The 20301-nt window shown below is 41.6% G+C and carries 14 protein-coding genes and 1 pseudogene; 6 read left to right on the top strand and 9 right to left on the bottom strand.

The features are described 5' to 3' along the window. Positions 1–449: 449 nt before the first annotated feature. A pseudogene (locus tag MTN96_RS11145) lies at positions 450–716 on the top strand (integrase core domain-containing protein); the annotation flags it as partial. Positions 717–831: 115 nt separating this feature from the next. On the opposite strand, the gene MTN96_RS11140 reads toward MTN96_RS11145, so the two are convergent. From MTN96_RS11140 to MTN96_RS11130, 3 genes are all read right to left on the bottom strand, one after another. Beyond that, positions 832–1764, bottom strand: coding sequence for an exopolyphosphatase (locus tag MTN96_RS11140; protein ID WP_248531581.1), 933 nt, complete (start codon positions 1762–1764; stop codon positions 832–834). Positions 1765–2081: 317 nt separating this feature from the next. Continuing rightward, complete coding sequence (locus tag MTN96_RS11135; protein ID WP_029774513.1) at positions 2082–3530, bottom strand: dihydrolipoyl dehydrogenase; 1449 nt, start codon at positions 3528–3530, stop codon at positions 2082–2084. An 82-nt stretch (positions 3531–3612) separates the two neighbouring features. Further along, positions 3613–4341, bottom strand: coding sequence for a glutathione peroxidase (locus MTN96_RS11130; RefSeq protein WP_138579905.1), 729 nt, complete (start codon positions 4339–4341; stop codon positions 3613–3615). 109 nt (positions 4342–4450) lie between these two features. On the opposite strand from MTN96_RS11130, the gene MTN96_RS11125 reads away from it, so the two are divergent. Continuing rightward, positions 4451–5341: a LysR substrate-binding domain-containing protein gene (locus MTN96_RS11125; protein WP_171036133.1), complete on the top strand. Its 891-nt coding sequence runs from the start codon at positions 4451–4453 to the stop codon at positions 5339–5341. Here the strand turns inward: MTN96_RS11125 and MTN96_RS11120 are convergent. Then, positions 5338–6531, bottom strand: a complete 1194-nt coding sequence (locus tag MTN96_RS11120; protein WP_248531579.1) for a flagellar assembly protein FlgT — start codon at positions 6529–6531, stop codon at positions 5338–5340. The two genes, MTN96_RS11125 and MTN96_RS11120, sit on opposite strands and share 4 nt — an antisense overlap. A 129-nt stretch (positions 6532–6660) precedes the next feature. Here MTN96_RS11120 and MTN96_RS11115 point away from each other — a divergent pair, with 129 nt between their 5' ends. From MTN96_RS11115 to MTN96_RS11105, 3 genes are all read left to right on the top strand, one after another. Continuing rightward, positions 6661–7116 carry an LPP20 family lipoprotein gene (locus tag MTN96_RS11115; protein WP_004589651.1) on the top strand — a complete coding sequence of 152 codons (456 nt, stop codon included), beginning with the start codon at positions 6661–6663 and terminating at the stop codon, positions 7114–7116. 376 nt (positions 7117–7492) lie between these two features. After that, positions 7493–8200, top strand: a complete 708-nt coding sequence (locus tag MTN96_RS11110; RefSeq protein ID WP_374275124.1) for a transglutaminase-like cysteine peptidase — start codon at positions 7493–7495, stop codon at positions 8198–8200. Next, on the top strand, positions 8200–10158 hold the full coding sequence (locus MTN96_RS11105; RefSeq protein WP_248531577.1) for a LapD/MoxY N-terminal periplasmic domain-containing protein: 1959 nt from the start codon (positions 8200–8202) through the stop codon (positions 10156–10158). Before MTN96_RS11110 ends, MTN96_RS11105 begins: the two co-directional genes overlap by 1 nt. 134 nt (positions 10159–10292) lie before the next feature. On the opposite strand, the gene MTN96_RS11100 is transcribed toward MTN96_RS11105, so the two are convergent. The 5 genes from MTN96_RS11100 to MTN96_RS37005 are packed head-to-tail and all read right to left on the bottom strand — an operon-like array spanning position 10293 to position 16488. Further along, complete coding sequence (locus tag MTN96_RS11100) at positions 10293–10880, bottom strand: LuxR C-terminal-related transcriptional regulator (protein ID WP_248531576.1); 588 nt, start codon at positions 10878–10880, stop codon at positions 10293–10295. Positions 10881–10903: 23 nt separating this feature from the next. Beyond that, on the bottom strand, positions 10904–12325 hold the full coding sequence (locus tag MTN96_RS11095) for an HlyD family type I secretion periplasmic adaptor subunit (RefSeq protein ID WP_055252885.1): 1422 nt from the start codon (positions 12323–12325) through the stop codon (positions 10904–10906). Further along, positions 12322–14460, bottom strand: a complete 2139-nt coding sequence (locus MTN96_RS11090) for a type I secretion system permease/ATPase (RefSeq protein ID WP_248531574.1) — start codon at positions 14458–14460, stop codon at positions 12322–12324. Before MTN96_RS11090 ends, MTN96_RS11095 begins: the two co-directional genes overlap by 4 nt. Before the next feature lie 53 nt (positions 14461–14513). Then, positions 14514–16232: a TolC family protein gene (locus tag MTN96_RS37010; protein ID WP_282452020.1), complete on the bottom strand. Its 1719-nt coding sequence runs from the start codon at positions 16230–16232 to the stop codon at positions 14514–14516. After that, positions 16207–16488: a TolC family protein gene (locus MTN96_RS37005; RefSeq protein ID WP_282452019.1), complete on the bottom strand. Its 282-nt coding sequence runs from the start codon at positions 16486–16488 to the stop codon at positions 16207–16209. Before MTN96_RS37005 ends, MTN96_RS37010 begins: the two co-directional genes overlap by 26 nt. Positions 16489–16712: 224 nt before the next feature. Here MTN96_RS37005 and MTN96_RS11075 point away from each other — a divergent pair. After that, positions 16713–20301 (top strand): retention module-containing protein (locus tag MTN96_RS11075; protein ID WP_248531572.1); only part of this gene is annotated, 3589 nt, incomplete at its 3' end.

Here is a 20301-nt window from a genome sequence, read left to right as displayed (position 1 = left end):
AACTAAATCATAGATGTAGTGGATAAAATTAAGGTTAAGTACAGTTATTTACAGAACTCCAAGTAAGACCCTTTTTGCCATTCCGGCAAATAGTAAGCTAAAGGCTGTTTATGGATGTGAGATGGTATTTAATATGAGCTAAAGCTTAGTTAAGAGCTTTAGCTATTTGAAATGTTATATTTAACTGCAATTCCATTTAAAAGAGGTAGCTTTAGCTCTCTTTAGTTAATATGGAGCTTTAGCTAATACACTAAAGCTTTAGATTATGCTTTTTCTACCTTCCATGAGTAGTGCCTTGTGATTATGGCTTTACCAGCGAACCACAAGCCTTTTACTTTAAGTATGAGTTCACCATCGTAATAGCTTTGCAAGCACTCGCCAGTTTCCTCAACAATGTTTAAATCGTAATGTAATTTGATAGGTCGATCTTTTAGTTTTGTGTGTAAAGCCAGTATCGAGCTAAAGAGACTATATCGTGGTTGAACAAGCGAGGTGTAACGATTAGCATGTCGAGAAAGGGGAACTGCTGGGATAATGCCTGTTCAGAAAGTTTTTTTGCTCAGTACAAAAAAGAATGGATGAGTAATCTAAATGAACTGAGTCGTAGCGAAATGACAATACAAAGTCGTTTTTATATTGAGAATTACTACAACTCAGTGCGAATGCATGGGACGATTGGAAATGTTAGCCCCATACAATATGAATCAATGAATTAAAACCCCGTGTCTACTTTATCGGGGTCAGATCAGACAGCTTACAGCTTACAGCTTACAGCTTACAGCTTACAGCTTACAGCTTACAGCTTACAGCTTACAGCTTACAGCTTACAGCTCAACCATCACTCGTAATCGTATCAATCAGCTCACCAAGCACCGCTTCGGCTTTGCTGGTTTCTACTTGGCAGGTACCGGCGTTTAAGTGGCCGCCACCGCCGTATTTAAGGCATAACTCGCCCACATTGGTGTTTGAGCTGCGGTTGGTGATTGATTTACCTATGGCAAATACTACGTTTTGTTTTTTAAGGCCCCACATTTTGTGAATTGATATATTGCAGTCGGGGTACATGGCGTAAATAACAAAGCGGTTGGTGGCGTAAATAGTTTCCTCTTGAGTTAAATCTAGCACCACGAGGTTTTTATGCACGGTTGCGCATTGTGCTATTTGCTCTTTGGCCTTTTCGTTATGCTCGTTATATAGCGCAACGCGTTCGGCTACGTCTTCCATTTTTAAAATATCTTCAATGCTTTGATCTTTACAGGCATCAATTAGCTTCATCATTAATTGGTAGTTTGAAATTTTAAACTCGCGGAAGCGGCCAAGGCCTGTGCGTGCATCCATGATAAAGTTCATTAATACCCAGTATGTAGGGTTGAGTATTTCGTCTTTTGAGAACTGCGCAGCATCGCCTTTATCTACCGCTTCCATCATGTCTGTGCTGATGTTTGGAAATTTTTCTGCGCCGCCATAATAATCATAAACAACGCGTGCAGCAGAAGGAGCTTTAGGGTCAATTACGTGGTTTTTAATATCGCTTGCGTTACGTACGGTTTCGCTTAAGTGATGGTCAAATGCAATGTGACAGCCAGCAACGTAGGGTAGGTTAGTGGTAATGTCGTTTGCAGTTATGTCTATTTTGCCATCTTGCATGTCTTTTGGGTGTACAAATAAAATGTCATCAATTAGGTCTAAGTCTTTGAGCAGTACGGCACATACTAAGCCGTCAAAATCGCTGCGGGTGACTAGTCTAAATTTATTATTGGGCATAGCTTTTCCATCTTGTTGTGATTGAGTTATCAAATAAGTGTAACAGCTAAAATAATTTTTGAGAGGTTATAGCAATCGAATTAAAAATTTAGTCATTCTAGCGTGCTAAATAAAGCGTAAACAGCGTTATAAATTTTTAAGTAGAACAAATACTTATCGAAATTAGGCCTTTGTATGTACTCTGTTTATCTGTTGCTATCAATACCTCATAATTTAATACAATGGGTATTAGCGTTAAAAAAGCGCATAAAAAAGCCAAAACGACTGTTTTGGCTTTTTGTTAGCAAGTATGTATTTGTTTTATTGCTGTATAAAAGTTAAGCGCCTGGTCCGCATTCCATACAGCTGTTAATAATATCTGGGCCAAATTTAAGTCTGGCATTTAAATCGCGTAGGGCAGTGCGTAAACCTTCTTCAATTACTGGGTGGTAAAATGGCATATCCAGCATTTCTGGTACGGTCATTTTGTTTTGCACAGCCCATGCTAATAAATGAGCAAGGTGTTCGGCTTGTGGGCCAATAAATTCTGCACCTAAAAATAAGCCTGTGCCTTGCTCTGCGTAAACGCGCATGTGGCCTTTATTTTTAAGCATTACTCGGCTGCGGCCTTGGTTTTCAAAGCTCACTTCGCCTACTTCAAAGCAACCACATTCACCTAGGCGGTCTGTAATTTGTTTATAGCTGTCGCCAACCATTGCTATTTGTGGGTCGCTAAACACTGCGGCTATTTTAGCGCGGCGAAGGCCAATGCGTACATCGGGGAAGCGCCCAGCATTTTGTCCGGCAATGGTGCCTTGATCAGATGCTTCGTGTAGCAGGGGGATCATATTGCTGGCATCGCCCGCTATAAATATATTTGAGTTACCACATTGCATTGTGTGCGGGTCAGCGTGTGGCACACCGCGCTCATCAAGCTCTATGCCGGTATTTTCTAAACCTAGCTTGTCTACGTTGGGTACTCGGCCTGTGGCTGCAAGTACGTAGTCAAATTGCTCGGTGTGTTTAGCACCGTCTTTATCGGTGTAAGTAAGCTGGGCTTTATCGCCAACTTGCATCATGTCAGATACGTTTGAGTCGGTATCTACAAAAAATTCTTCAGCAAAAACAGTGTTTGCATAGTCTTTAATTACTGGGTCGGTAAGTGGGCCAATTGCGCCGCCAACACCAAATAATTTTACGTTTACGCCTAAGCGACTAAGTGCTTGGCCAATTTCTAGGCCTATTACGCCTGGGCCAAATACAGCCACTGACTCTGGTAGGTCGTCCCAGTCAAATACATCATCGTTTATAATAAGTTTGTCACCAAAGTTATTAAACACGCCTGGGTATGATGGGCGTGAACCGGTGGCAATTACAAAGCGTTTAGCAGTAATAATGATGTCATCGTCAATTTGTACGCGGTTGGCGTCTAAAAACTTGGCGTAGCCACGAATTTTATCTTCATCAGGAATGTCGTCTACGGCTTCTACTACGAATCCTGCAAAGCGGTCTCGTTCGCTTTTAACACGTGCCATAACTGCTTTGCCGTCTATTCTTGGCTTTGAGCTATGTACACCAAATGCAGGTGCCATTTCAATTGAATGCGCGGCTTCGGCTGCGGCAATAAGTAATTTACTTGGCATACAACCAACGCGTGCACAGGTAGTACCGTACGGGCCTGATTCAATCATTAAAACGTTAGGGGTGAATTGTTTTGCGTTACGGTATGCGCTTAAGCCTGCAGTACCTGCACCTATAACAACAACATCGGTTTGTAATTCTTTCATAGTGGTATCCTTTATTATTTTCAATCTGAGCGATGAGATTGATATAGAGGGGCGCGTACGCCCCTGCTATTTTTTTACTTTATTAAGCAAAGTATTTTTCTAAATCGTCTGAGCCGCCAATGTGTTGTCCACCAATAAATATTTGTGGAACAGTGTCACGGCCAGAAATTGCTTTAAGGCTTGTTAATGTAGCGCCTGCACCCATAACAACTTCTTCAAATGCGTAGCCTTTTTCTGTTAGTAGCTCTTTTGCTTTTTTACAGAAAGGGCAACCAGGTTTAGTAAATACGGTTACTGGCTCTGGCTTAGTTTGTTTTGGGTTGATGTAGTCAAGCATTGTGTCTGCATCAGAAACTTCAAACGGGTCGCCTGGTAAATCTGGTTCGATGAACATTTTGTCGATAACGCCATCTTTAACTAGCATAGAGTATCTCCAGCTGCGCTTACCAAAGCCTAAATCGTTTTTATCTACTAACATGCCCATGCCGTCAGTAAACTCGCCGTTGCCATCAGGTAATAATGTGATGTTTTGCGCTTCTTGATGCTCTGCCCATGCGTTCATTACAAATGTATCGTTTACTGATACACATACAATTTCATCAACGCCATTTTGCTTAAGTACACCGGCTAACTCGTTGTAGCGTGGTAAGTGAGTTGATGAACAGGTTGGTGTAAATGCGCCCGGTAGTGAAAACACAACAACGGTTCTGCCTGTAAAAATTTCGTCTGTGGTTACTGATTTCCATTCGTCGTTTTGACGTGTTGCAAATGTAACGCTTGGGATTGTTTGACCTTCAATATTCTTTAACATAGTTTGTTCCTCTTGATTTGTTGGAGCCATTATGGCGAGAATTTAAATATAGTTCCAATCGTTTGTTTGTATTAAACTAATAGGTATAGCCTATCAGGTGGAGATGAATTTGAACTTAAAAGATTTAGAGTATGTAAAAGCAATAGCGCACCACAAGCATTTTCGCAAAGCGGCCGATGCTTGTTTTGTTAGCCAGCCTACGCTAAGTGGGCAAGTAAAAAAGCTTGAGCAAGAGCTTAATGTTGTTTTATTTGACCGCTCAACTAAGCAAGTTACATTAACAGCGCAAGGTGAACGTTTGTTGACACAAATAAACGTTATTTTAGAGCAAACAGAAATCTTAAAAGAGCTGGCGGCTACTTCAAACGGGCCGCTACAAGGTAAGCTAAGAATTGGTATTATTCCTACTATTGCGCCGTACTTACTCAGCGCTTTACTGACCTCTATGAAAGCGGCGTTTAGCGAGAGCCACTTTTCGTTTATAGAAATGCAAACAGCGACTATGCTAGAGGCGCTTGATAACGGCGAGCTCGACTTTGCAATTTTGGCCGATGTTCCCGAGCTTAAAAACTACCATACGGTTAACGTGTACAAAGAAGACTTTATGGTTGCTGTTTCAACCGATAACCCGTTATCTAAGCGTAAAAAAGTAGCGCTAAGCGATTTACAAAGTTGTAGCCTATTAATGTTAAGTGATGGCCATTGCTTTAAAGATCAAGCCCAAAAGTTTTGTTTTGCTGCGGGAGTGGATGTATCAAACCAATATCAGGGCAATAGTTTAGAAACTTTATTGGCGTTGGTGGCGATAGATGACGGGGTGACATTTGTGCCCAAGCTTGCGTGTACACAGCGTGTAGGGATTGATTATTTAGCTATTTTTCCTAATCAGCAACGTAATGTGGTATTTGCTTGCAGAAAACACTACCCGCGTTTGGCGGGCGTTGAGCAATTAGCCCAGTGGTTGGCAGAGCACCCAAATTTAAAGCGGGCGCTTATTTAGCGTTCTTGGCTTGCAACCTCTACCACATCGTTTATTTGTACCCCAGGCAAAGGCTTATCGTTAAGGCTTACAGCAATGGCGCTTTGTTTATAAAGTTGCTCAACCACAATGGTGTTAAGCGTGGTAATGGTATGCGGCATAGTATTGCCTTGTGCATCAGTTAAGTAGTTATGGTGCGCAATGCTTAATAGCTGGCCTTTTTTAAGGCCATGATCTTTGCCTAGGTTTATCACCAATTTATTGTTTTCCATGTGCATTATTTTTCCTTTAGTAGGAAAACACGCCATAGCCGCTTGTATATCGTAACTGACCGTTTGATTTATATCGCTAATACTTTGCCCAAAAGGTGATTGCCAAAACCTATCACTATTTACATCAACTATGGCTGTTTTTTCAAATGGCCATACAGCTTGGGTATGATAGCTGTTTTGCCATAATTGTTCGTACGTGGTGCCATCAAACAACATAAACTCAATAGCGTAGCTGCGCTGGTAGGTTTCGTCTTGCCAAAAGGCGTAGTCGTTATTGAGTTTATCGCTTGGCGCTAAATTGATTATTTGGCTTAATAAAACATATTGCGCGTTGCTTCTGGCTGAAAGCTCTTCTAGCTGTGCATTTGAGTAGTCGTGCTGCTGATTAAAGTAATTGTCTACATTAATTGCTTTATTGTAGTAAGCAACGGGCAGGGCGCTCATTTTTGTGCTTTGCAAAGCGCTAAATAACTTTTTACTAATGGCTTTATTTACGTCAAATATTTGACCCATTAAGGCATGTTCACGATGAACAAGCTGGCTTTGGGTTACAGCAACAAATTTATTAAAGTTACTTTGTGGGCATTGCTCTGTTTGGGCAAATACATCAAGCCTAAGCGTAATGGCAAATTGTTGATTTTGGCGTTGCTCGCTCACCAGCTCTATTTTTTGTATTTCGCCGTGGCTACTAATTTTTAGCTGATCTTGCGTTAGCACGCCATCTACCAAGGTTTGTACAGAGCTAACCCGGGCGCCAGAAAACACTAATGCTTGTGTAATTGCATCTTTAATCGCGGCCGATTTAGCACTGCTTATGTCGCCATTTTGGATTTGTGCATGGCCGGTAGATTCAAACCATTGTGCGTAAGTACTGGCAGAAAACGTTAATAATGCAGCGCTAGTAACACCTGCAAATAGTGATGATAAAAACGTGTTCATACTGGTACTCCACATAAAATTAGTTAATTACGCTTTAGCTAAGCAAGGACTGCACCAATATGAGGACTTTATAACAAATGGCATTAAACCTGCATTTATTTGCGCAATTAGTTTAAAGGGTGCAAATAAATGCGTGCAATTATATTACTTACTTTAGCAGGCCTTGGTCTTGCCGGTTGCAGCAACGTGTTTGATAAACATGTTGAGTACAAATATGTAGAGCCAAATAATTATCCCATACTTAAAGCGGTTGGTTATGCGCCTATTAGCTTGCAGCAAGGGGCTAATAAATCACAAAAGCAATTAATGGCAATTAAGGCCTCTAAGCTTGAGGCGTACCGTGAACTGACAGAGCAAGTTTATGGCCAAAAAATTACAGCGGGCACGTCTGTAGCAGGAGCTATTGCTCAAAACGATTACATGGAAAGTAAAGTGCAGGGCATAATTAAAGGTGCGCAAATTATTAAAACTTACTCAGTTGACGATGTATACGTTACCGAGCTTGAGCTAAACATGAAGCGCGTGCACGACTTATACATAGGTGAAATTAAGCCGCGTGAAGTTAAAAAAGTGACCTACTACTAAGTAACTGGCCAGTACTTTAAATAGTAAAGCTATATTAAGCTGCTATTTTAGCAGCTGGTTTTAGCGTTAAGCGCGTGCGCGTGGAATATACTCGTACAGCAATACATAACTTTGCTATTTACGGGAGAGTTTGGAGCGTTTTTCTGTAAATCTAGGGTTTGATAAATCAGCTTTAAATACAACGATGATTCAAAACGTTAGTTAATGTATTAAGCAAAGTTGAAATGACCGAGTTAAAATTTAAATCTAGTAAAAAAACACATACAAAATATCTCATCCTTTTATATTGAGTGCTATGCTGTTGTTACGAATAATATTTGAACAAGTAGTGTAGCGTTTGGTATATGTTTTTAATTTTTCTTTTTTTGGGCTGTGAATGACACTTAGGCTCACTCTTTCCTCAAATAAGCTATTTTTTTGGTGCAAAAGCAATTTGCGCTATTTACTGCTATTTTTTTTACTTTCAAGCGGCGTGTTTGCGAGCCGTTTAACTATTCAATTTAATACCTTTATAGAATTAATGGGGCAAAAATATGGCCCTGCGCGAGTCACTGTAGCGCGTAATTGGCAAACTATGCTGGTGCGCACCCAAAATAAACCAGAACAACAACAAATTTTAATTGTTAACGACTTTTTTGCACGCAATCTTCGATACCAAACCGATATACAGCTTTGGAAGCAAAACGACTATTGGGCTACGCCATTAGAAACTCTTGGCCGTGGTTTAGGTGATTGTGAAGATTATGCCATTGCTAAATACATTAGTTTACGCGCCTTAGGCGTAAGCGACGACAAGCTTAGGCTTATATATGTAAAAGCTAAGCTTGCTGGTACAAACAAAACACAAGCACACATGGTATTAGGCTACTTTGCTACGCCTAATGCTCAGCCGCTTATTTTAGATAGTTTAATAACAAAAGTGTTACCTGCAGCAAAACGCGTTGATTTAAGCCCGGTATTTAGTTTTAACAGCCAAGGTTTATGGGCAAATAACTCGACTAAAAGTGTAGCCAGCCCGACAGCAAGGCTATCGCGTTGGCGTAAAATTTTGGAGCAGACATCACAAGAAGGGGTTATGTGGTAATGGCGTCATTTTCCTTATTTAAGTTTTTCAAAAAAAGAAAAATCACTCTTAGGCAAGAGCTGTGGATCACTTTGCTGGTGGTGATTTTTGTTGGCTTTATAAGTAGCGTGTTAATAAGTACTAACTCTGCTAGAAACTATTTTTCTACGCAGCTGTATTTAAAAAATGTTGATAATGCTAGCTCTTTAGCGCTGATGATTAGTCAGCTTGAAAAAGACCCTGTAGAGCTTGAGCTGTTAGTGTCGGCCACTTTTGATACCGGCCACTACAAACGTATAGAACTGCAAGACCCAAATGGTGAGGTTATTGTAAAGCGCGTATTTACCGACACGTTAGAAAATACCGCACCAGCTTGGTTTAGAGCGGTATATGGGCTTAATGTACAGCCAGGTGTAGGGCAGGTTAACAACGGTTGGCAGCAATTTGGCACTTTATTTGTTGAAAGCCACAGCCAATATGCTGAGCAAGCATTGTGGGAAAGCGCTCTCAAATTGTTTTTTAGCTTTTTAGTGGTGGCCTTTTTTGCTTGTGCCATAAGTGCATATTTATTACGTAAAATTTTAACGCCACTTGATGATGTGGTGTACCAAGCTAACGCCTTTGGCGATAAGCGCTTTATTAAATCAAAAGTGCCAAAAACCTTTGAGTTTGCGCGCCTTGTGCAGTCGATGAATTTATTATCGACACGGTTTAGCCGCATTATAAAAGAAGATAATAAACGCTTAGAGGAGTTGCGCTTTAAAGCACAGCACGATGAGCTAACAGGGCTTGCCAATCGAGAGTATTTTAGTGCCACATTAGAGGCTCATTTACAAAAAGTGAAAGATCATGCCCATGGTGCTTTGTTTTTATTTAGGGTGGTTAATTTAGATAAAATAAGTGAATCGATTAGCCGTGTAGAAATGGTTAACTTTTTGCGCCGTTTTTCTCAGGTGTTAACGCAGTTTTTAGAGTCGAATCAGGCGCACTTTTCAGAAAACTATATTGCGCGTATATCACATACCGACTTTACTGTGTTGTTTAGCGATACTGATGATATTCAAGCGCTTAGCGAGCAAATAACCGCATTGCATAAATCGATTGTTGATGAATACAAAAATATTGATTTGGCCATTGTACACAGTTGTACCTACATTGAGAAAAACGACACCCGATTTGATTTATTACGCCGTGTAGATGGTTTATTAAAAACAGCAGGTAACAAACCTGGGGTGCAAGCAAAAGTCATTGATAATAAACAAAAGAGTGAAATTTTTGATGACTCAACTGGCTGGCAAAAGGCTATTGAGGATGCACTTGAGCAAAAAACTATACAGTTAAATTGTTTAGAGGTTATGGGTTTTAACGACACCTTGTTGCAGCATCAGCTTAGTTTAAGTTTAGAATTTGGCGGCCAACATTATAAATCCAGCTACTACTATCAATGGGCTAATCGCTTAAACCTATTAGCGCGTTTGGATTGGAGTTTAATCAAGCAAATTGTTAAACAGTACGGTGAAGCGCCGCCAAATGAATTGATTGCTGTAGAGCTTTCGGCGCAAACATTAATGGATGATACCGCGCTTGCCTCGGTATTAACCTATGTGTCAGCCTTTCCTGATTTGGCAAAAAATATATGTTTTGATATACGCGAAAACATTGTCGTAAACGAAAAAGATATATTTAAGGAGTTTTGTGAGCAGGTGCGTTGTATGGGCGCTAAAGTGGCACTTAAACGTGTGGGGCCTGAATTTACTAAGATTAAGAACATTCAAGAATTTGGCTTAGAAATGCTTAAAATAGACAGCATTTACGCGCATAACATTAGTTACAGCCAAGACAATCAAACCTTCTTACGCGGTGTTTGCACATTAGCACATTCTATTGGTATTAAAGTGGTCGCGCAGGGCGTAACAAGTCAAGACGATATAGATACACTGGTTAATCTTGGCTTTGATGGAGTTATTAAAGAGTCGTAAAGCGACTCTTTAATTAAAGGGGAGTGGTTTAATAATGGCGGCGAATAGGTAAATGCAATTCAGTATTTAACCTATAAGCCGTTGTTTAGTAAGTTTAACTATAACTGGCGAAGGTTTTATTATTCCAGCTTAAGCTAGTTACCTTTAACGGCTAACATAAGTTGTATACGGTCGCGCACTTTTAACTTAGTGAAAATTGAGCTCATGTGCTCTTTAATTGTCCGCTCTGTAATATTAAGTGACTCAGCGGCTTGTTTATTGGTTGCCCCTGTTATAACTATATCAACAACTTGGCGTTCGCGTTTAGTTAAGCTTTGAATATCGCAGGCTTGGGTGTAATTTATTTGCTGCTGGCTTAGTGCCCCAACAATATTAGAAAGCAATTGCCCAGGTAACCACAGACCGCCTGAGCAAATAGTCTCAAGTACTTGTTGTAATATTACTTTAGATGCAAGTGCTTCTACATAGCCTCTTGCGCCCGCTTGCAGGGCTGCTCTAAGTTCCTCTATTTCTAGATTTGTGGTCATTACAATAACTGGCAAGCGTTTGTGGGCATATTTTTTTACCAGTTCAAGCCATCCCGAAGTGCCCGCTAGAACCCATATAATACTTGATGTATTAATTTGTTTTGGTTCTTTGGTGCATATTACACAACCTGCAAACGCACTTCGCCAGTGGCTCGATTCAAGTTCGGGTTGTGTAATAAATATACTTTGACGCATTAATTTACTCCAATAAATTCAGTTTAGCGTTCTGTCATTGCTTGCGATGTAGCTCTGAGTACGGGTTTAAGTAAATATTCCAAGACGGTTTTTTTACCAGTAATAATATCCACTTGTGTGGTCATTCCTGGAATTATAGTCAACTCTTCTGAAAAGTTATTTTTAGTGGTTTTTAATTGCACTAAATAAAAAGTATTTTCTCTGTCGTCGGTAATTGTATCTGCACTTATATGCAGTACCTCGGCTTCTAGTCCGCCGTATACTGCAAAATCATAGGCGCTAAATTTAATCATGGCGGGCTGCCCAGGGCGTAAAAAGGCAATATCTTTCGGCGGTATTTTAGCCTCAACAATAAGTTGATCGTCTAAAGGGACTATTTCTAAAACGTCACTGCCGGGTTGTAAAATGCCGCCTACGGTATTAACCAATAAACGTTGTACCGTGCCTTTAACCGGTGATTTGATCTCAGTTTGGGCCACTTTATCGGCAAGCCCTGATTCGGTTTCTTTTATCGACTCTAAACGCAGCAATGCTTCCGAAAGCTCGTTGTTCCAGCGGTTGATCATAGCAAGTTCCACTTCTGTTACTTTGTTTTTAGCTTCGTTGATAGCCGATAAACTCCGGTTAATAACGGCTTTAGTGCGGTTTATTTCGCCGTTTAAATCAACTATTTCACGCTCTAACCTAATGATGTCGATATCAGATACAGCACCGGTTCTTAACAGTGGGCGTGTTACTTGCAGCTCACGATTACTTAGCCTTAGAGCGCTAGTGTGTTGTTGCAAAGCGGCTTTTGCTTCAATGTGATCTTGTCTGCGTTGTTCTAGCTGGCGTTTATGAATTGCCACTTGCTGCTCTAATTCTTGGCGATTACTTAAATATATTGAGCGCTCATGAGCGACCGCCTCGGGTACTTGCTTAACAAGCTCATCAGGAAAAACGAGATCTTCTTTTCTGGTAAGGGCTTGTAATCTGGCTACTTTTGCAGTGAGTGATTGCACTTTAGATTGGTTTTCTCTAAAGCTTGAAATAAAACGAGTAGGGTCGATTTTTATTAATACGTCACCTTCTTCAACAATTTGCCCTTCTCGAATGTTTATTTTTTCTACCATACCGCCATCATAAGATTGCACTAACTGTAATTTATTTGATGGGATAACGCGTCCTTCACCACGAGCTACCTCATCGAGTGGCGCAAAGCCTGCCCAAATTGTAAGCAAAATAAATGCAATGCAAATGAGGTATAACAAAAAACGTGCGCTGGCAGGCTCTTGCTGCATTTTTTCCCACTGCGCATCGACTACCCAATCTTGTGATTCAGGAGGCGAAAGCCAGCCTTTAAATAAGCGATTAAAGATCGAAGGCTTACCTTTTTTACGTGCTTCTATCGCTTTACTTACCGATTCAAAAGAGCGCTGCTCTAGTGGCTTTTTATTGTCGCTCATGATGCTTGCTCCACTGTTTGATTATTCAGTGCGGCAATTACTTTTTGTTTAGGCCCATCGGCAACTATTTTTCCGTTATCGAGCACGATGATGCGATCAACCAACGAAAGTAAAGAGGAGCGGTGAGTAACTACAATTAAGGTTTTGTCTTGGGTGGCGGTTTTTAAATTTTGAATAATTTTATTTTCACTATTGTGATCAAGCGATGAGGTAGGCTCATCTAACAGCATAATAGGGGGGTCGTTTATAAGTGCACGCGCTATACCAATTGCTTGTTTTTGGCCGCCAGATAGCAAGCGACCTTGCTCACCAACTTGTAGGTCAAACCCATCGGGGTGAGAGTTGATTAACTCGAATAACTGGCTTTTTTCGCATGCGCTAATTATTTGCTCATCTTTAGCATGCCATGCGCTAATAGTGAGATTGTCTTTTAAGCTACCAAAAAACAACGCTATATTTTGTGGTACGTACCCTATGTTATGACGAAGTTCTGCGGGGTCTATTTGTTGTATATTGTTGTTATCGACCATTACGGAGCCTGCGGTTGGGTCATAAAGGCCTAAAATAAGTTTTTCGAGGGTGCTTTTACCCGAACCATTGCGCCCCAAAATAGCCACTTTTTCGCCTGCTTTTATTTTAAAGCTAATATTACTAAGCGCATCGGCCGCGTCGTCTTCATACTTAAAGCATACGTCTTTAAATTCTATTTCGCCGTTTAATACGGGGTGGCTTAACCAATGTTTATTTGGCGGGCGCTCAACGTCTTTCTCCATTATTTCGTTAAGCGATTGCATAGCAATAGCAGCATGATGATATTGCGCAAGTACGGCGGCGCATTGCCCAAGCGGCCCCATTGCACGTGATGAAAGTAAGTAAGCGGCTATTAATCCCCCTTGCGTGAGCTCGCCTTCAATAACTAAATGAACACCGATGATCATAATGATCACGCCAACACATTGTTGTATCCACGCTGCACTATTAGAGATTGAACTTGAGATTAAGCGACTTTGCGCATTAACCTGAGCAATATAAATAGTTGATTTTTCCCATGCTGATTGGGTTTTGCACTCGCTGTGAAAACTTTTTACATCTTCAATGTTGGTTAAGCTTTCTACAAGTATGGAGTTGCGCATTGAGCTTGCTTTCATGGTTTGCTCTGACAGCGCTTCAAGTTTTCTGTGGGCTGCTATGCCATAACTTAAAAGTATTAGGGCACCTGCGATAATGGGTAGGCTTAGCGGTACACCTATTATTGCAATAACAATTAGGTATATAGCAACAAAGGGTAAATCAACCAGCGCGACCAAGGTTATTGAGCTAAAAAAGTTACGTACGGCTTCAAACGATTGTATGTTACTCGCAAATGACCCCGCTGATGAGGGCCTATTTTTAAGCTTCATACCAAGTACGCGCTCCATAATAACCGCAGACACTTTTACATCTATACGACTTGCCGCAAGCTCTACAAAGTAGCTGCGTACTAAGCGCAGTAGAAAGTCGGCGGTCAGGGCTATTAAAATACCGATGGCTAAAACCCAGAGGGTTTCTGTTGCATGGTTAGGAACTACGCGGTCATATACATTCATTACAAATAAAGGCATGGCAACAGACAAAACGCCTAATGCAATGGCGGAGATTATGACGTCTTTGTACAGTGCGCGGCATTCTTTTATTACGCCCCAAAACCAGCCGTCTTTAGAGAGCTTTTCAAGCACCGGGGAGCGCTCATCAAACATAAACTCTGGATGAGCATAAATAATTAAACCTGTTGATTTTTCAATTAACTGTTCTAGGTCTTCTTCTACAACAGACTCGGTTAGCTCGGGGTAAGTAACTTGCGCTGTTTGTTTTTGGTTATCAATAGCGGTTACCACGCACGCTTGGTTATTATTTAAAATAATAATAGCGGGTAATAAAGCAGTATTAATTTGATTAAGAGGCTTATTTACAACTTTTGATTTAAAGCCCACACGTTTTGCAGCACGTGCAAATCCTGAGGGCGTTAAGTTTCCATCTGTTAGTGGGAGGCCATTTAATAAGGCCTCCCTTGAAAAATCTTTATCATGAAAGCGGCACAATACTGCAAGGCAATTTACCAGTGCGCCGCCATGATCAAGTACATCATTTAATTCCATATACCATCCAATGTTATGTAAAACATTCTAAATTTATTTGTTTTAAGCACCTCTTAACTATCGGTAATAACCGCCTCAATACGGCGGTTTGCCGCATTAGCACGTACCGAAATTTCATTAACGCGTGGCTGATCAATACCATAACCAAATGATTGAACACGATTTGGTGCTATACCAAATTGCTCAATAAGTAATTGTGCTACGGCAAAGGCGCGTTGCTCTGAAAGTTTGCGGTTGTATGTTCTATCGCCATCTAATGAGGCGTGACCTTGGATCTCTACCTTTTTGTCAGGGTTATTTTTTAAAAACTCCGCGAGCTTTTCTACCTCTTGCAAGTACTCTGGGCGCACTTGGCTTGAGTCGGCTGAAAAGGGAATGCCTATTTCAACTGAGTCGGTCGCTTGGTCATACAAAGTACACCCAGACAGGTCTACATTTGTTCCCGCTGGGGTGCTTGGGCAGGTGTCTTGCTCGTTAGGTACGCCGTCGTTATCGTCATCTGCAAAACTCGATGCGCTAGGGGTCTCTGGTGGCATTTCTAAATACCTAGGCATTGCTGTAACGCTCATGTAGGCGTTATCTTGCTTGGCTTTTTTTTGTAAAAAAGCTTTGCGTTTAAAGGTGGCAGCTACATCGTAACTTGGGCATATATTTTGTGCGTTATGCACGATTGGGTCATCTGTTAACTCTGTTAATGTTGGGTACTTGTCAGACATAACATTTAGAGCTGGCAATAGTTTACCCATTTCGTTAAGCATAGTTAAAATGGCTGTTTGTCTATCGTATTGAGCAACAATGTACGAGCGGTTAGATTGAAACGCTTCGTTTTCAGCGTCAAGTACATCAAGCAGGGTCCGTTGGCCAATATCAAATTGGTCTCGGTAGGCTATTTTTACTCTGTTTGACGAGTTTTTATAGCTTTCAAGCGTGGGTAGCTTTTGCTCTATATTGTTCACATTATGATAGGCAATTTGTAGGCTTTGACGAATATCAACACAAGCTTGATCGCGTTGATACTTGGCAATATTTACATCTTGGTATGCTTGTTCAAGGTTGGCGCTATCTAGGCCCCCGTTGTAAAGGTTATAGGTTATGTCTATACCTACCCGTGCTTCGGTTCTTGTTTCGTTTAAACCTAGCTCGTCTCTGTCTTGTGTGCCGTAACGGGCAGATAAGTCTACGTTTGGATGAAACGCAGCCTTTTGTGCCTGAGCATTGGCTTCTTGCGCCTCTATATTATAAAGCGATGCGTAAAAAGCAGGGCTGTTTTTATAGGCTATATCAAGCGCTTGGTTAATAGAAATGGGCACGTTTTGCTCATCTAATTTGGCTTGTTTTATATCATTAACGGGTAGCTCGCCAACAACTCTTAAATAACGCGCAGTTACATCGTGCAGGTTAGCGTACTCGGTTAGCACATTAGATTGCGCTAGCGATAAGCGCCCGCTAATTTGCTCTAGATCTGCTGCTCGGGCAACACCGGCTCCTACACTTTGTTCAATTTGTTGGTATACAGACTCGTGTTCTTGCAGGTTTTCTTCAGCGAGTGTCACAAGTTCTTTAAATTTTTGCACATCTAAAAATGCAATAGATGCATCTAATGCAGTTTGCTCTGTTTGTGAGAGTAATTCAAAATACCGAATGAGCTGAATACGCTCAAACCTTTCAACGGTGTTAGATGTTCTAAATCCGTCGTAAAGCATTTGAGTAACACTAAGCTCTGCAGTGTTGCGGTTGTATTCGTCTTCAATACCCGTAGTTTCGGCGCTCATAACCTGCGCTGGCAGATACATCAACGCTAGGTAAGTAGCCTGAGCGGGCTGCATCTACGCCATAAATTGAGGATTTAAATGTATGCCATGCTTGTTGTACCTCTGGATTATTTTCAATTGCTTTACTGGTGACGTATGTAAGCGGTGCCACAGAGCTGTCATCGGCTTTTACCACGTTAGTTGCGCCAAGCGCACTTAGCGTTAAACCTATAAGCAGCTTTCCTTTTTGCTTTAGTAAAGTATTTTTTGTAATCATTTCTTCCTCTTAGGGTTACTTGGGCTATCAATACCTACCATATGGTTTAGTCAATAAATGCATATTTCGCAAATAATCGTTTTGGCTAGCATAAAATTTATTATCTACCACTTTTTTATTTTTAATGTTTTTTCAAAAACTGTACTTGAGTACAGTATCTAATGCGTTTTGCTGTTCTACATTTTAATTAATAGTTTTTAATTCTTATGTTTGAGGTAAGTAAAATGGAATCTAATCAATTATTAGTAATAGACTTAAAAGGGTCTGCTGGTGTTGTTTTAGAAGATGGCACAATTAAGCCACTTGAAGTGGGCGATACTATTACTGTGGGCGATTTAGTGGTTACCGCCGATAATTCATCGCTAACAATTGATGTGCAAGGAGAAACACTGTCGATTCCTGCTAATCAAAACGTAAAGATCACCCCTGATTTATTAGCACAAGAAACCCGCGATAGCAGCGAAACCACCGTGTTTGACGAAAGTCTAGATGCGGCCATTGCAAGCTTAGAACAAACTGATAATAACGATGGCCAAACGGCGGCTAATTCTGATGTTACTGACTTTTTAGATGCCTTAGAGGGCGATGGTGATATTTTAGATAATTTAGAAGCAACAGCCGCAGGTGGTGCTGGTGGTGCGGGCTCTGGTGGAGGAAGCTCATTTGTTCAGCTTACACGTATTGCGGAGGGGGTTAACCCTAATAGCGTTGCATTTGATTCAAGCTTTGATCCTGATTCTACAGAGGCGCTAAATATTCGCGACACCTCTGATGGGGTAGTTCCTGATGATGGCACTGCGTCTATATCATTAAATGAAGTAGGTTTAACTAATTCATCTCAACCAACAATTAGTGGTACAAGTGAAAACTTAGTGGGTGAAACAGTAAATATTACTGTGACAGATGAAAATGGTAACTCTCAAGTAGTAAGCGCGGTTATTGGCCCAGATGGCACGTTTGAAATTACACTACCTAACCCGATAGCCGATGGACCCGTGAGCGTAGTTGTAGAAGCCACCGACCCAGATGGTAATGCGTTTAACGATGCTATTTCTATTGAAATAGACACCACAGCGCCTGTGATTAATATTGACCCAGTTGCAGACTCTGCATCTCAGACAGTAACGGTTACGGGTTCGGTAGCGGGTTTGAATACTGGCGACAACGTCTCTGTAACTCTTACCGATAGTACAGGCACACAACAAACAATTGTTACACAAGTTGATGCACAAGGTAATTGGAGTATTACCACTACATCGCCTTTAGCAGAAGGGGAGTTTAATGTTAACGCAATAGCAGTTGATGCCGCTGGTAACCAAGCAATTGACCAAGCTGTTGCGAGTATTGATTTAACCGCTCCAGAAATTACAGTTACAGTAGCGGGTGAAACTAATAATGCTACGCCACCATTAACTGGTACTACAACCGGTGTGCCACAAGGTACTGAAGTAACAATCACAGTAACCGACAGTGCAGGCGAAGTGCAGCTTTTAACAGCCATTACCGGTGAAGATGGTAGCTGGGCTGTTGATGTGGTTGTGGCACTACCAGAAGGTGATTTTACTGTTGATGCGCAGGTGAGTGATAGCGTAGGCAACCAAGCACTTGCAAGTGATGCTGGAGTTATTGACTTAACGGCGCCAATTGTAGAAATTAATGCGATTGCCGATACGCAAGATACAACCCCTATTATTACTGGCTCTGCGCAAGATGTGCCAGCAGGCTCGGTAATTACCGTGGTTATTACTGATATTAATGGGCAAGTTCAAACGCTGTTAACGCAAACAAATGATGATGGCAGCTGGTCTGTAAGTGTTTCTACACCTTTAGCACAAGGTGAGTTTGAAGTTAATGCAACCGTGACCGACACTGCAGGTAATGAAGCACAAGCTGTAGAGCAAGGGTTAGTTGATTTAACTAGCCCTGAGATAACGGTTACGGCCATTGCAGACACTAATGACACAACCCCTACTTTTGTAGGCCGTGTTGAAGGGGCACCAGAGGGCTCTGTAATTACTGTTTTAGTAACCGATAGCGACGGTAATATACAAACCTTAACAACGACACTTGAGGCTGATGGCACGTGGAGTGTTGAATCGCCCAACGCTATTCCTGGCGGAGAGTTTAGTGTTACCGCGACAGTGAGTGACCCTGCGGGTAACGAAGCATCCGCGCAAACAAGTGGTGAAGTTACATTTGCCCCTATTTCTATTCAAATTGACTCTATTGCAGATACAAACGATACCACGCCATTTTTAAGCGGTAATACCGGTAACGTGCCTGCTGGTACCACTATAACCCTAACGATTACCGCAAGTGATGGCAGTACTTTTAATCTTTTAGCGGTCACTCAAGAAGATGGTTCTTGGAGCGCTCAAGTTACAGAGCCTCTGCCTGAAGGGGATTTTACCGTAGTTGCAGCCGTAATAGACGATGCGGGTAATGAGGCACAAGCAAGTACGGTCGGTAATGTAGATTTAACCGTAAGTATTAATTTTATTATTGATACTAATGATACCACTCCAACAATTAGTGGTACTACGCAAGATGTTGACGCAGGTGCGGTTGTTACTGTTACCTTTACAGGCAGCGATGGCGCAACAGAAACTGTGCAAGTAACCACAAATGCTGATGGGTCGTGGTCAATCGAAGCAACCGAGGAGTTGGTAGAGGGTCAATTTACGGTGGTTGCAACAGTAACCGATGCTGCTGGCAATACAGCCTCTGCAACAGAAGTAGGGGAAATTGATTTAACTGATCCTGCAATTACTATTAACCCAATTACAGATACAAACGATACAACACCGACTGTGACAGGTAGCGTAGTAGATGTACCTCAAGGTACTGAGGTTACCTTATTAATAACAGATAGTGACGGTAATCAACAAACTATTACAGCGGTTACTAATGCCGATGGAAACTATAGCGCCGATATACTTAATGAGCTTAGCGAAGGTGACTTTACAGTTACTGCGAGTGTAAGTGACGAAGCAGGCAATAGCAGTACAGCAACGGTTACTGGCACCATAGATTTAACCGCACCTAGCGTAACTATAGATAATATTGGTGATACAAACGATACAACGCCTACTATAAGCGGCTCTACTCAAGGTTTAGCAGCGGGTAGTGTGGTTACAGTGATTGTGACTGATGATGCTGGCGCTGAGCAGCAATTTGTCACTGCTATAAATGGTGATGGCACATGGAGTATAGATGTCCCACAAGCATTAGCTGAGGGTGAGTTTAGTGTGGTGGCAAATGTAAGTGATAGTGCTGGTAATAGCGCGCAAGACTCACAAACTGGCACTATAGATTTAACCGCACCAACTATTAGTGTAAATGACTTTACTGACTCTAACGATTCAACACCTGTATTTAGTGGTACCACAACTGATGTAGAGCCAGGTAGCTTGATCACTGTATCAGTAACAGACTCTAATGGTGATTCGCAAACCTTGACGGCAGTTGTGGCAGAAGATGGTTCTTGGCAAGTAGGTGCAACGACTGCAATTGCTGAGGGGGAGTTTACAATCACGGCCACAGCCACTGATGCAGCTGGAAATGAAGCCTCAGCCACAACTACAGGCGTTATAGATACCGCAGCGCCTACAGTAATAATAGATCCGGTGGGTGATACAAACGACACCACACCCACTATTTCAGGGTCTGCCACGGGCGAGCCAGAGGGCACAGTTGTTACGATCACTGTGACGGATGAAGCTGGTAACCCACAAACCATTACTACCGAAGTGCAAGCCGATGGCACCTTTAGTGTGGATGTACCGAATGAGCTAAGTGAAGGTGAATTTACCG

The sequence above is a fragment of the Pseudoalteromonas sp. 2CM28B genome (assembly GCF_023161935.1).
The sequence above is the reverse complement of the archived record's forward strand: the minus strand, read 5'-3'. Positions and strand labels throughout refer to the sequence as shown.

Excerpts from the sequence above, each read along its gene's own strand:
- MTN96_RS11115 (WP_004589651.1), top strand. The coding sequence starts at position 6,661 with ATGCGTGCAATTATATTACTTACTTTAGCAGGCCTTGGTCTTGCCGGT.
- MTN96_RS11100 (WP_248531576.1), bottom strand. The coding sequence starts at position 10,880 with ATGCGTCAAAGTATATTTATTACACAACCCGAACTTGAATCGAGCCAC.
- MTN96_RS11135 (WP_029774513.1), bottom strand. The coding sequence starts at position 3,530 with ATGAAAGAATTACAAACCGATGTTGTTGTTATAGGTGCAGGTACTGCA.
- MTN96_RS11105 (WP_248531577.1), top strand. The coding sequence starts at position 8,200 with ATGGCGTCATTTTCCTTATTTAAGTTTTTCAAAAAAAGAAAAATCACT.
- MTN96_RS11110 (WP_374275124.1), top strand. The coding sequence starts at position 7,493 with ATGACACTTAGGCTCACTCTTTCCTCAAATAAGCTATTTTTTTGGTGC.
- MTN96_RS11090 (WP_248531574.1), bottom strand. The coding sequence starts at position 14,460 with ATGGAATTAAATGATGTACTTGATCATGGCGGCGCACTGGTAAATTGC.
- MTN96_RS37005 (WP_282452019.1), bottom strand. The coding sequence starts at position 16,488 with ATGATTACAAAAAATACTTTACTAAAGCAAAAAGGAAAGCTGCTTATA.
- MTN96_RS11140 (WP_248531581.1), bottom strand. The coding sequence starts at position 1,764 with ATGCCCAATAATAAATTTAGACTAGTCACCCGCAGCGATTTTGACGGC.
- MTN96_RS11120 (WP_248531579.1), bottom strand. The coding sequence starts at position 6,531 with ATGAACACGTTTTTATCATCACTATTTGCAGGTGTTACTAGCGCTGCA.
- MTN96_RS11095 (WP_055252885.1), bottom strand. The coding sequence starts at position 12,325 with ATGAGCGACAATAAAAAGCCACTAGAGCAGCGCTCTTTTGAATCGGTA.
- MTN96_RS37010 (WP_282452020.1), bottom strand. The coding sequence starts at position 16,232 with ATGAGCGCCGAAACTACGGGTATTGAAGACGAATACAACCGCAACACT.
- MTN96_RS11130 (WP_138579905.1), bottom strand. The coding sequence starts at position 4,341 with ATGTTAAAGAATATTGAAGGTCAAACAATCCCAAGCGTTACATTTGCA.